At 70.9% G+C, this 12,963-nt stretch carries 9 protein-coding genes; 5 read left to right on the top strand and 4 right to left on the bottom strand.

Annotation, left to right across the window (positions count from 1 at the left end; all coding sequences use genetic code 11):
* Positions 1 to 2 precede the first annotated feature (2 nt).
* Positions 3 to 1,169 carry a xylose isomerase gene (gene xylA, locus EXE59_RS11055; protein ID WP_135838950.1) on the bottom strand — a complete coding sequence of 389 codons (1,167 nt, stop codon included), beginning with the start codon at positions 1,167 to 1,169 and terminating at the stop codon, positions 3 to 5.
* Positions 1,170 to 1,216: 47 nt separating this feature from the next.
* Complete coding sequence (locus tag EXE59_RS11060) at positions 1,217 to 2,605, bottom strand: FGGY-family carbohydrate kinase (protein WP_135838951.1); 1,389 nt, start codon at positions 2,603 to 2,605, stop codon at positions 1,217 to 1,219.
* An 86-nt stretch (positions 2,606 to 2,691) separates the two neighbouring features.
* Between EXE59_RS11060 and EXE59_RS11065 the strand changes: the two genes are divergently transcribed.
* The 3 genes from EXE59_RS11065 (at position 2,692) to EXE59_RS11075 (ending at position 4,749) form a co-directional block, all read left to right on the top strand.
* A complete protein-coding gene (locus tag EXE59_RS11065; RefSeq protein WP_135838952.1) occupies positions 2,692 to 3,396 on the top strand; it encodes a hypothetical protein in 705 nt (234 codons plus the stop codon).
* Positions 3,393 to 4,166 (top strand): type I methionyl aminopeptidase, encoded by a 774-nt coding sequence (map, locus tag EXE59_RS11070; protein ID WP_135838953.1) that lies wholly within the window; start codon positions 3,393 to 3,395, stop codon positions 4,164 to 4,166. Before EXE59_RS11065 ends, map begins: the two co-directional genes overlap by 4 nt.
* Positions 4,167 to 4,296: 130 nt before the next feature.
* The gene (locus EXE59_RS11075; protein WP_210428961.1) at positions 4,297 to 4,749 is read left to right on the top strand and encodes a DUF6326 family protein; all 453 of its coding nucleotides are present in this window, start codon (positions 4,297 to 4,299) and stop codon (positions 4,747 to 4,749) included.
* On the opposite strand, the gene EXE59_RS11080 is transcribed toward EXE59_RS11075, so the two are convergent.
* Positions 4,706 to 4,996 carry a hypothetical protein gene (locus EXE59_RS11080; RefSeq protein ID WP_135838955.1) on the bottom strand — a complete coding sequence of 97 codons (291 nt, stop codon included), beginning with the start codon at positions 4,994 to 4,996 and terminating at the stop codon, positions 4,706 to 4,708. The genes EXE59_RS11075 and EXE59_RS11080 overlap by 44 nt on opposite strands.
* Positions 4,997 to 5,080: 84 nt before the next feature.
* Positions 5,081 to 7,441, bottom strand: coding sequence for an MMPL family transporter (locus tag EXE59_RS24475; protein ID WP_246056712.1), 2,361 nt, complete (start codon positions 7,439 to 7,441; stop codon positions 5,081 to 5,083).
* Between the two features lie 238 nt (positions 7,442 to 7,679).
* Here EXE59_RS24475 and EXE59_RS11095 point away from each other — a divergent pair, with 238 nt between their 5' ends.
* Together EXE59_RS11095 and EXE59_RS11100 are read left to right on the top strand one after the other, a co-directional pair.
* Positions 7,680 to 10,550 (top strand): hypothetical protein, encoded by a 2,871-nt coding sequence (locus tag EXE59_RS11095; RefSeq protein WP_135838956.1) that lies wholly within the window; start codon positions 7,680 to 7,682, stop codon positions 10,548 to 10,550.
* Positions 10,551 to 10,560: 10 nt separating this feature from the next.
* Positions 10,561 to 12,561 (top strand): HET-C-related protein, encoded by a 2,001-nt coding sequence (locus EXE59_RS11100; RefSeq protein ID WP_135838957.1) that lies wholly within the window; start codon positions 10,561 to 10,563, stop codon positions 12,559 to 12,561.
* Positions 12,562 to 12,963 lie beyond the last annotated feature (402 nt).

Here is a 12,963-nt window from a genome sequence, read left to right on the forward strand (position 1 = left end):
CGTCAGCGGACGCCGTACAGGTGCTCGAGAGCCAGCTGGTCGAGGTGCTCGAAGGCACCGCCACGCGCCGCCAGCACCTCGGGGTCGGCGAGCTCGGCGTCGAGCAGGCCGCGCCACCCCTCGTCGCCGCCGACGGTCGGGACCGACAGCTCGGGCACCTTCGCCGCCTCGAGCGCGGCCTGCACCTCGGGGTCGGCGCGGAAGGCCTTCACCTTCTCGCGCAGGACGAGGTAGTTGCGCATGTTGGCCGCGGCGGAGACCCACACGCCGTCCTCGTCCTCGGTGCGCGCAGGCTTGTAGTCGAAGTGGACGGGCCCGTCGTAGCCACCCTCCAGCAGCGCGTCGACCACCCAGAAGGCGCCGCGCACGTTGCCGGCGCCGAAGCGCAGATCCTGGTCGTACTTCGGGCCGTTCTGGCCGTTGAGGTCGATGTGGAAGAGCTTGCCCGCCCAGATCGCCTGCGCGTAGCCGGCGGCGGCGTTCATCCCGGCCATCTCCTCGTGGCCGATCTCGGGGTTCACGCCGACCAGCTCGGGACGCTCGAGGCGCTCGATGAAGGCCAGGGCGTGCCCGATCGTCGGGAGCAGGATGTCGCCACGCGGCTCGTTGGGCTTGGGCTCGATCGCGAAGCGGAGGTCGTAGCCCTGGTCGGTCACGTAGTCGCCGAGGACGTCGAAGGCCTCCTTCATCCGGTCGAGGGCCACGCGGGTGTCCTGGGAGGCGCCGTAATCGGCTCCCTCGCGGCCGCCCCACGCGACGTAGACCTTGGCGCCGAGCTCGGCGGCCAGGTCGATGTTGCGCATCACCTTGCGCAGCGCGAAGCGACGGATGTCGCGGTCGTTGTTGGTGAAGCCGCCGGCCTTGAAGACCGGGTGGCTGAACAGGTTGGTCGTGGCGGTGGTGACGACCAGGCCGGTGTCCTCGAGGCCCTGCTTGAAGCGGCCGATGATCTGCTCGCGCGTGGCCTCGTCGCTGCCGAAGGGGATCACGTCGTCGTCGTGGAAGTTCACGCCGTACGCCCCCAGCTCCGCGAGCTTCTCCAGCGCGTGCACGGTGTCCATGTGCGGGCGGGTGGCGCCGCCGAACGGGTCGACGCCCTGCCAGCCGACGGTCCAGAGGCCGAAGGAGAACTTGTCCTCGGGGGTCGGGGTGGGGATCTGGGTGCTCATGGGGTGCCTTCCGTTGCGGTCGTTCAGGGTGAGAGGGGTGTGGTGGTTCAGGAGGTCCAGGGGGCGGTGCGCTCGCGGAGGCCGGCGTACGCCTCGCGGACGCGGGGGGTCGGCTCGGCGCGCAGCACGGTGGCCTCGCGCTCGGGCCAGGTGGGCGGCTCGGCCGAACCGGCCAGGGCCCAGGCGGCCTGGCGGGCCGCGCCGAGGGCGACGTACTCGCCCTCCGGGGGCAGCACGACCTCGCGGCCGAGGACCGCCGGCGCCAGCGCTCGCAGGGCGGCGCTCTTCGTGGCCCCGCCGACCATGAGCAGGCGCCGGGGCTCCTGCCCGGTCGCGGCGACGAGCCGGTCGACGGCGTCGGCCAGCGAGCAGAGGAGGGCCTCGTACGCCGCGCGGGCGAGGTCGGGGCGGGTGGTGGCCGGCGTCAGGCCGGTCCAGGTTCCGACCGCGCCGGGCCGGTCGGGGGAGCGCTCGCCGCCGTAGTAGGGGAGCAGGGTCACCCCGCCGGCGCCCGGGGTGGAGGCCAGGGCGAGCTCGGCGAGGTCGTCGTGGTCGACGCCCAGCCAGCGGGCCTGGAGGTCGAGGATGCCTGCGGCGTTGAGGGTGGTGACCATCGGGAGGTAGCCGCCGGCGGCGTCGGCGAAGCCGGTGACCACGCCCGTGCCGTCGGCGACCGGGGTCGGGCTGATCGTGGACGCCACGCCCGAGGTGCCGACGGAGACCAGCAGGTCGCCGGGGCCGAGTGCCATGCCGAGGGCGGCGCCCATGTTGTCGCCGGTGCCACCCGCGACGACGGCGCCGTGCGGTGTCTCGGCGGCGACCGTGCCAGGGGCGACGATGCGGGGCAGGTCGACGTCGTGCCCGAGGGCGAGCGCGGCGAGGTCGGGACGCCAGGCGTCGTCGGGCGCGGAGAAGTAGCCGGTGCCGGACGCGTCGCCGCGGTCGGTGAACGCGCCGGTCCCGGGGGCGCTGAGGTGGAGGGACACGTGGTCGTGCGGCAGCCGTACGGAGCGCACGCGCGCCGCGTGGTCGGGCTCGTGGTCGCGCAGCCACCGCAGCTTGGTCGAGGTGAAGGAGGCGACCAGCACGCTGCCGACGGCGTCCGCGCACGCCTGCGGACCACCCATCTCGGCGACGAGGTCGCGGGCCGCGCCGGCGGAGCGGGTGTCGTTCCACAGCAGCGCGTCGCGCACCGGGGTGCCGGCGTCGTCGACGGCGACCATGCCGTGCTGCTGGCCGGCGACGGAGACGGCGCCCGCGCGCTCGAGCAGGCCATCGGTGGCCGCCTCCACCGCGTGCAGCCACGCGGCGGGGTCGACCTCGGTGCCGGGCGGGTGTGGAGCGGTCTGGTGGGCGACGACGGACCCGTCGTCGGCGTCGACGAGCAGGGCCTTGGTCGACTGTGTCGAGGAGTCGATGCCGATGACGAGGGTCACACGACCTATTTAGTACGACACTCGAATTAAAGTCAACGCCTTGCCGGGTGCGCGCTGGACCAGTGCGGCTCGATAACCTCCTCGCGATGCTCCGCGCCCGCTCCTCCTCCGTCGTCCTCGCTGTCGTGCTCACCGCCGCAGCGCCGCTGCTGTCGGCGTGCATGGACGACGAGCCGACCGTCGCGCTCCTGGTCGCCGACGGCACCGACTCCTCCTCGCGCGCCGTCGACGTCGACCGGTTCACCGAGCGGGTCGAGGCGACCTGCGACGAGTGCCGGGTCCGGGTCTACGACGCCGAGGGCGACGCCGAGGTGCAGAAGAGCCAGGCCCGACAGGCCGAGGCGACGTCGGCCGACGTGGTCGTCGTCGTGCCGGTCGAGCCCGACGACCTCGGCACCCTCACCGGCAGCGGCCTGCCCGTCGTCTCGCTCGGCGAGCTCGTGCCGGGCGCCGAGCGCCACGTCGGGCTCGAGGGCGGCTCGCTGCCGCGCCAGGAGGGCACGGACCTCGACGCCGCGCGCGACGTCCTCCTCGGTGAGGAGGAGTCGATGACCTACGTCCCGACCCGCGCGATGAGCGAGCGGGCGGCCGACGTCGCCGTGGCGTTCCTCGCCGACGCGACCGTGGCCGACGGCGAGGTGGTCGACGGCGTGGAGTCCTGGCTCTACCGCGACCAGGAGGTCACCGTCGACTCGCTCACCTCGGTGCTCGTGGCCCAAGGAGCCATCGACCTCGACGAGCTGTGCAGCGGGGCCACCGAGAAGCGCTGTGCGAGGCTGGGGCTGCGATGATCGAGATCCTCACGCCCGGCCAGGTCGACAAGGCCCGCCGCACCGGCGCCCTCGTCGGCGACATCCTCGCCACGCTCCGCCAGCGCAGCGAGGTCGGCACCAACCTGCTCGAGCTCGACCGCTGGACCGCGGAGCTGATCCGCGAGGCCGGCGCCGAGTCCTGCTACGTCGACTACGCCCCGTCGTTCGGCCGCGGACCGTTCGGCCACTACGTCTGCACGGCCGTGAACGACGCGGTGCTGCACGGGCGCCCGCGCGACCAGCGCCTGGCCGACGGCGACCTCCTGACCCTCGACCTGGCGGTCCGCCTCGACGGGATCGCCGCCGACTCCGCGATCAGCTTCGTCGTGGGGGAGAGCCGCCCCGCCGAGAGCGTCCAGCTCATCGAGACCACCGAGCGTGCGCTCGCCGCCGGCATCGCCGCGGCCGGCCCCGGTGCCCGCATCGGCGACCTGTCCCACGCCATCGGCACCGTGCTGACCGACGCGGGCTACCCGATCAACATGCAGTTCGGCGGCCACGGCATCGGCACGACGATGCACCAGGACCCGCACGTCGCCAACGACGGGCGCCCCGGGCGCGGCTACCAGCTCCGTCCGGGGCTGCTGCTCGCGCTCGAGCCGTGGATCATGTCCGACACCGACGAGCTGGTCACTGACGACGACGGCTGGACCCTGCGCAGCGCCACTGGGTGCCGTACGGCCCACAGCGAGCACACCATCGCGATCACCGAGGACGGGGCCGAGGTCCTGACGCTGCCGTCGCGCTGAGCGTGCGGTCGGCCGATCGGACGAGGGACCACTCGCCCGGGTGGTCGGGAGGTCGGGCTCCCGGGCCGAGGGCACGGGGCACGCGCTCGACCATCGTGGACTCGACACCCCGATGAGAGAGAAGAGTCCCGTGAGCGCCTCGACCACGACCACGTCCTCGGCCACGACCCCGACGACCCTGCACGACCCGCCCGTGCCTGCCAGGGCGAAGCTCGCCGCCGCCTGGACCAGCATGATGTTCTTCTACGTCTACGTCGACCACCTCCACCTCTACAAGCCCGGAGCCGTCGCCGACATCCTCGACGGCATCGTCTTCACGTTCGACATCAGCCAGACCTTCGCCGTCACCTCGCTCACGCTCGTGGGCATCCCGAGCGTGATGGTCCTGCTCTCCATGGCACTGCCGGCACGAGCGAACCGCGCCCTCAACCTCGTCGTGGCATCGCTCTACGTCCCCGTCACGCTGTTCAACCTCTCCGGCGGCGAGTGGCTGTGGTTCTACGGCCTCGGCGTGACGGTCGAGACGGCCATCCTCGTCTTCATCCTGCGGTCCGCCTGGACCTGGCCGCGTATCGCGGCGTAGGCGGGATTGCGGGGCTGACGGCGAGGAGCGCCCGGTTCCCCTCGATCCACCTGATCTCCGCTGCCTCGTCCTCGAGGCTGCCCTCGGCGACCCAGGTCCTCTGCGGCTCGACCCCTTGGTCGGCGAGGAGGCGGACGTGCTCGATGGTGGCGTGACGGTGTCGGATGACCGCATCGGCGACGTCGAAGTCGGCCGGGATCCCATAGGCGTCGAGGAAGGCGTCGATGCGCGCACGACGGTCGGGCACCTCGGGGAAGTGGTGCCACTCGAGGGCCGACTCGTCTCGTTCACCTCGGCTGCTCGGGCCAGTGCCTCGTCATGTGCCACGGCTTCAGTGCACCGTCTCCAACGGCGCCTCGGCCTCCGCGGCGGTGAGTGGGGCGTCCTCCCGGTCGAGCCTGCTCGGCCACCAGATCTTCCCGCCGAGGTCGAGGTTGAGGGCCGTGACGAGCACCGAGCGGACGATCATCGTGTCGAGCATGACACCCAGCGCGACAGCGACGCCGAGCTCGGCGAGGAACACCAGCGGCAGCGAGCCGAGCACGAGGAACGTCGCGGCGAGCACGATGCCGGCCGAGGTGATCACGCCTCCGGTCGACGCGAGGGCGATGAGCGACCCCTTGCGGGTGCCGTGCGCCTCGGTCTCCTCCCGGACGCGGGTCATCAGGAAGATGTTGTAGTCGATGCCGAGGGCGACCAGGAAGACGAAGGCGAACAGCGGGAAGCCCGGGTCGGAGCCGGCGAAGCCGAAGACGTACTCGAAGAGCAGCGCCGAGATGCCGAGCGCGGCGCCGAAGGACAGCACCACCGTCCCGATGAGGAGCAGGGGCGCCAGCACGGCCCGCAGCAGGCCGATGAGGATCAGCAGCACCACGGTCAGCACGAGGGGCATGATCACCCAGCTGTCCCGCACGGACGCGATCTTGGTGTCGAGGTAGAACGCCGACCCGCCGCCCACGAGCGCGTCCGCGCCGTCGACGTCGTGCACCGCCTCCCGCGAGGCCTCGACGATGTCGGCGGCGGTGCTCGAGGAGATGTCGGCGTCGACGGTCGCCTCGAACCAGGATCGGCCGTCCGACAGCGGCCGGACCTCTCCGGGCGCGCCGAGGCCGTCGACGTCCTCCAGTGACGCGGCGACGTCGGCGGCGCTGGCGGTGTCGGTGACGACCTGGATGGTGTTGGAGCTGTCGGACAGGCCGTGCTCGGTGAGCAGCCGCTGTCCCTTGATCGAGTCGAACTCCTTGGTGTAGGTGTCCTCGGTCGACAGCCCCGAGGCGTCGAGGCGGAACAGTCCCAGGCACGCGAGCAGCAGCAGTCCGGTGGTCGTCACCCAGACGCGCCGCGGGCGATGGCTGATCGCGCGACCGACCCGGGCCCACGGGCCGGTGGCGGTGGGCTCCGGGCTGCCGAAGTCTGGACGGCTGTGGACCTTGGTCCAGTGCTCGATGGCGACCTGCAGGAGCACCAGCACGCCGAGGAAGGCGGACAGCCCGCCCACGACCGAGACCAGGAGGCCGAACGCCTCGATCGTCCTGCCCAGCCCGCGGAGGGCGTACCCGATGCCGCCGAGGACGACGCCGGTGACGATGTGGCCGAGGCCCAGGAGCACCCACGTCCGGTGTCCGCCGCGCTGCGGGCCGAAGACCCACCGCCCGCAGATGACCAGCAGCGCCGGGAGCAGCACGACCATGACCAGGAAGGTGACGCCGATCCCGATGGCGTTGACCGGACCCAGGCCCGCCGTGGAGTTGAGCTCGGCGACCGACAGGCACAGCATGCCGACGGCGACCGTGGCCGCGCTGGCCAGGATGGCGGGCGCGGCGCGGTGGAGGGCGTACGCCATCGCCTCGTGCCGGTCCTCGTGGCGGCGCAGCTCCTCCCGGTAGCGAGCGACCAGGAGCAGGGCGTAGTCGGTGCCGGCGCCGATCACGAGGATGCTCAGGATGGCCTGGCTCTGCCCGTTCACGGTGAGCCCGGCGTTCTTCGCCAGGAGGTAGACCAGGCCGGTGGCGATGAAGTTGGCCACGACGGCGCAGAGGATCGGGAGCAGCCAGAGGTAGGCGCTGCGGTAGGTGACGAGCAGCAGCACGACGACGACGAGCAGCGTGATCATGATGAGGGTGGTGTCGATGCCCTCGAAGGCCGCAGCCGAGTCGGCCGCCTGGCCGCCGTAGCCCGCGAGGTGGACCTCGCCGCCGTCGATGGCTGCGATGTCGCGGATCTCCTCGGCGGCGTCCGGGATCGCGTTCCACCCGTTCGTGCCGAAGTTGAGCACGAAGTAGAGGTAGGCGACCTCACCGTCGTCGGACACGAGCGTCGGCACGGGAGCACCCTGGGCCGCGGCGGCCTCCGCGGCAGTGGGCGTGAGGACGCCTTGCTCGGTGACCCCGTCGAGGTCGGTGATCTCCGCGCCGTCGGCCTCCATCGCCGCCAGGTCGTCGTCGGTGAGGCCGCCGTCGCGGTGGTAGACCACGAGCGTCGGGATGTCGTTGGGGTCGACGGCCTGGGAGAGCTCGTCGAGCACCTCTGTCGACTCGGCGCTCCCGGGCAGCCACGAGGACGCCTCGTTGTTCTGCACCGAGGTGAGCTTGGTGGAGTAGAACGCCATGAAGCCGGTGAGCACCAGCGCCACGACGAGCACGATCCACTTGGTGACACGTCCCGTCAGGACTCCCGCGATCCGTCGCTGCATGAGTTCCAGTGGAGCAGGCCCGTCGGTGCCCCCGCATCGGTGATTCCCCGGAGGACTAGACCGGGTCGGCGCTGCTCACCGCGTCCTGCACGGGACCCCGACGCCCCGTTGGCCGACGGAATCCGCTGCGGTCACGGGGACGGTCACGCTGCGATCACGCACGTCCGGTCATCCTCGTCCGATCGGTGCGTCGCCCAGGGGACCGCGGCCGCCAGCACTCCCGAGAGGAAGGCCGCCCATGTCCGAGCCGCACACCGATCTCTTCCGGTTCGTCGCCATCCGCCCGCCTGCACTTCCCGCGGACGCCGAGCCCGCGGTGGTCATCCGCGACCGTCGCCCGTTCGGGGACACCTACGTGGGGCAGGTCGCCGCGCGGCTCGACGGGCGAAGTCACCGACGGCTCCTGCCTGCGCTGCGGGCGGCGGCGGAAGAGGACGGCCTGGTGCCGGACGTGCCGGACACCCGGATGGGCGACGCGATGCTCGCCGTCGTGGCGGTGATCAAGCGCGGACTGGCCGACCAGACGGTCGAGGGGCTCGCCGAGGCCGTCACCGAGGCGCTGGGCGCCCCGCCCGAGGAGGTGGTGGAGGATGACGAGTTCGCCGAGCTGGTGACCCAGCTGTGGGACCGGCTGGAGACGTACTACCTCCTCAACCGTCTCGGCTCACCGGCCAACCTCGAGAGGCTGAGCGACGCGCTGCGCGCCACCCGGCTCGTACGGCGGCTGTCACGTGGCGTGGTCCTCCGGAAGGTGGGTCAGCTGCGCGATGTCGCCGAGCTCACGCTCGTGCTGCCCGACGAGGGTGAGCTGGTCGATCCGCCCGACCCGGTCCTGCGCAGGCGCGCCGTGGCCCAGGCCGAGCGGGACGAGGAGACGCTCGCGGGCTACGCCCAGACGTGGCAGCAGCTCCTCGACCTGCACAGGGCGCTCCAGATCGTCCGTGAGGTGCCGACCACCGCGGTCGAGACGGAGGTCCGGCCGACCGTGGCACGCGACTCGGCCGGCGGCTCCGGCTCCGACGACACGGACGACGGGACGGTCCCGGCCGGCGGCCGGCGTACGGCGACCGTCCCGCGGCAGACCATCGAGGAGCTGCCCGGGGCGGCCCGGGAGGTGGTCGCCGCGCTCCCGCTGACGGAGGACCTCAACGACAAGCCGCGGATCGTCGCCGCACTGGAGCAGCAGCTCGCCCAGCGCTCGCAGCAGATCCTCTCCTCGCCCGACCCGCTCGCGCTCAGGGCGATGCCGCCCGAGGCGGTGGACGTGCCCGGCATGACCGTGTTCGCCCACCAGTACAAGCTGCAGGAGGCGCTGGAGGTCGACTGGGATCCCACGCCGATCCTCTTCCCGTGGGTGGACCGCCCGGTGATCAAGCCGCTGGGCATCGGCGACCTCAAGGTCGTCAAGGAGAGGCTCCTGCGCTACAAGACCGGCGAGGTGGCCCACATCGAGAACGTCCTGGACGGCGAGAGCAAGGAGCGCACGCACCGGCGCCTGGACCGCAGCGAGGAGATCCTCACGATCGAGACCGAGTCCATCGAGGAGACCGAGAAGGACAACCAGACGACGGACCGCTTCGAGCTGAAGAAGGAGACCGAGAAGACGATCGAGTCCGACATGAGCATCGACGCCGGCGTCACGGTGTCGGCGTCGTACGGCCCGGTCGAGCTGGGTGCGTACGCCAACTTCGCCTACAGCACCTCGAGCAGCGAGACCACGCGCAACAGCCAGAACTTCGCGCGCGACGTGGTCGACCGGTCGCTCACCAAGGTGCAGAAGCGGGCCCGGGAGGAGCGGATCACCAAGACCCTGCACGAGGTGGAGGAGACCAACCAGCACGGCATCGACAACAGCCCGGCCGGGGGAGGCCACGTCACCGGCGTCTACCGCTGGGTGGACAAGGAGTACGAGGCCCAGGTCTACAACTACGGCAAGAGGATGATCTTCGAGTTCGTGGTCCCCGAGCCAGCCTCGTACTTCATGTACGCGCAGGAGAACGACCCCGCCAAGAAGGTCGACGTCGCCAAGCCCCGGACCCTGGGCTGGACGTCGCACCACGACGTCACGCCGTGGAACTTCGGCGACTACGTGCAGGCCTACAACGTCCAGGGCGTCGAGCCGCCACCGCCGGCCTGGAAGGTGATCAGCTCCGCCTTCGACCAGAACGGGATGACCCAGGACCAGGCGACCTCGAAGTCGTCGAAGGACCTCGTGCTCCCCGACGGCTACGTCGCCCGCAGCTTCGGCTACCACTGGAACGTCTGGCACTGGGACGGCTGGCACTTCGACGTGCTGGTGGGCCTGGAGGCGGTGTCGGGCAACGACAGCACCTTGTCGGGCGAGGACAGCGTGGTGCCCGTCAGCGTGATCGCCGCCAAGGTGGCGGCGTACGTCGTCAACGTCGAGGTGTTCTGCGAGCGCACCGACCGCGCCTTCGAGCTGTGGCAGCTCAAGACCTTCGAGAAGGTCGTCGCCGCGTACCAGGCCGCCCTCGCGATGTACCAGGACAAGCTGAAGGCGGCGGAGGTCGCTCGCGGCGTGGTGATCCAGGGGCGCAACCCGGGCATCAACAACCAGATCGTGCGCAACGAGCTCAAGCGTCAGTGCCTCACCCTCCTGACCGGTGACGACCTGACCGGCTTCAACGCCGTGAGCGGGGCGCCCCCCGTGGTCGACCTGTTCGAGGCGGCCGAGGAGGGCAGCTTCATCCAGTTCTTCGAGCAGGCCTTCGAGTGGGAGCAGCTGACGTACCTCTGCTACCCGTACTTCTGGGCGCGCGAGTCCACGTGGAGCAAGCGGCTGGGGCTGAACGACGTCGACCCGAGGTTCAACCAGTTCCTCCAGGCCGGCGCCGCCCGGGTCGTGGTGCCGGTGCACCCGGCCTACAACGACGCCATCGTGCACTTCGTCGAGACCGGGGTGCTGTGGGACGGCGGCACCCCGCCCCACATCGACGACCCGCTGTTCCTGTCGATCGTGGAGGAGCTCAAGGCGGCCACCGACGACCTCAACGGCGCCGAGCCCGAGGGCGAGCCGTGGCTGGTGACCGTGCCGACCACGCTGGTCTACCTCCAGCCGGACTCCTCGCTGCCGGACTTCACCGCCTGAGGGCGAGCCGATGGGCGACCTGCACCGCCACGCGGAGGTCTCGCGCCACGTCATCGACGCCATGGTGAGGATCCGGCCGCAGGAGGACTACGTCTGCGTCGAGCTGGGCAACTACCTCACCGACCTCAGCCAGTTCCGTGACCCCTTCGCCCACATGAACGCCAAGGCGGACGTGTGGACGAGGGCCACGCGCAAGGGCTGGCTCGGCATCCTCGGCTTCATCCCCGTGGTCGGCACGATCGCCGTCGACCTGATCCTGGACCTCGGGGTCGACCTGGACACGTGGATCAACAAGCTGCTCGGCGAGCACGACCCGCCGGACCGGCGGCACGGCATGTTCGCGGGCTACATGAAGGAGGCGATCCGTGGCGTGACCCACACCCTCTTCGCCGAGGGCGCGCCGAAGTCCGCCGACCTGAGGTCACGCATCCTGCCCCAGATCGAGGGGTTGGCGCCGTTGAAGGAGGCCGAGCTGGATCGACTCTTCGAGGCCCACTTCACGCAGTACTGGCCCCACGAGCACACCGACATGCCGCCCTACGTGCTGTACGGCGAGCACCGGCCGCGGCACCGCGCCTACCGTCGCGGCCCCCGCGGGCTCTCGAACTACCTCGAGGAGTACATCGAGTACCTCTCCGAGTCCCTCACGAAGCTCGAGGTCGACTGGAAGGCCTGCTCGAACCAGGCCCAGGACGCCCCCGAGCGCCACGAGGCGCTGGTGCGCCTCGGGAAGGTCCTGCACGGCGTCGAGGACTACTTCTTCCACTCCAACTACTGCGAGCTGCACCTGTGGCACAGCCTGCGTCGCAGTCGACCCACCATGACCGACGAGGCCTTTCGGACCTGGTTCGTGGCGAACGTGCGCGCGCACTGGCTGCCGCAGGACGTGGAGCAGGCACTCAAGGACTCCATCGACGACACGTTCGTCCCCAGCCAGGCGCACCAGCTCCGGTCGTTCCTCCGCCGACTCCGCTACCCGGCCTACCGACCGGTCAACACCGTGGACCCCGACACCTCGCTGCCGTCGCTGGACCATCTCTTCACGGCCGGGTTCGACAAGAAGGACCTGTTCCACACGCTCGCGATGGCGCTGGAGAGCATGGAGGCGCCGCTGAGCCGCATCCAGAGGGTGGAGGTCGTGGTGCCTCAGGCCATCGTCGAGGCGTTCCAGCCGGCGGCGCGGGCCGCGCAGCTCCGCGACTCGCCGCTGGTGCTCGTGCGCACCATCTTCAACCACTCCTTCCGATCCGAGCTCGGCAAGGACGGCGACGAGCTGGACAAGCAGCTCGGCGTGCACGCCGCGCAGCTGGGCTCCGGCGTCTACGACACGAGCATCGACCAGCTGGAGACCAAGGGATACCTCAACCACACCGCGGCAGCCTCTTGGCGCAGGGCCCTGGCGATCGACAAGGACCTCGAGTCGTTCGGCCAGAACACCCCCGGGGTCGGCGGCTTCCTGATGAGCTTCTTCTCCGAGGCGCAGGCCGAGCTGGAGAAGAGCCGCAGGACGAGCCGCCGGCACGACCTCTCACGCGCGTTCGGTGAGGGCAACGTCCTCGACGAGCGCAGCGACAACGGCGCCACGGGCGAGCACGTCGGGATGCACGCCATGCAGTCGAAGGACACCCCCCGCAGCCAGCCCATGCACGAGGAGGCCAAGCGCCTCGCGAGGTTCGCATCGATGGCGGTGGCCTCGCTGCTCGTGACGGAGGTCAACCGCACCCCCAGCACCGCCCAGGGGCTGGACTGGGACGTGATCCTGCGCCACTACCTCCGCTTCCCCGACGGGAAGCCCGCCATGTGGGAGTCGCAGGTGCTGGCCCACTACCGCACCAACCGCGTCGACCCGGCGTACGACGAGATCCCGGACCGCGTGCCCACCCCCTTGGCATCGGGGCCGCAGGCGCTGACGAGGGTGGCGAAGCGACGCGGTGGCTCGAAGCGGGCCGAGCTGGAGAAGCGGTACGTCAAGCTCGAGGAGCGGGTGGACCGGATCGGGAACATCTTCTGACGACGGACACGGACGCCGGGGACAGGCTCGTACGCTGTGGCGAGGAGGCAGGAGATGACCGACCCGAGCGAGGACGACCTCAGCCGGAGGGCACCAGCACGGCGAGTCCGAACAGGTAGATCAGCACCGACGCTGCGATGAAGGCAACCAGCGCGACCAGCGCGACCAGCGGCATCCACGCAGGTCGCTTCTACGCGTTCAGCAGTTGGTCCATGGCGAGGCGCTCACGGGTCTCGTCGCCGTGGCGGATGCTCTCGACGAGCTCGTCGTCGGGCACTGGTGTCCTCCTCGAAGTGGCCGCGCGCCGGGTTCGCGACCGGTCCACACCCGTACCCGGCATGTGCGCATGCATGCAGGCCGCCGGTCACCCGCGGTGGTCCCTTGGGAGGCCCTCGCATCCCC

The sequence above is a fragment of the Nocardioides eburneiflavus genome (genome assembly GCF_004785795.1).
Classification (GTDB): domain Bacteria; phylum Actinomycetota; class Actinomycetes; order Propionibacteriales; family Nocardioidaceae; genus Nocardioides; species Nocardioides eburneiflavus.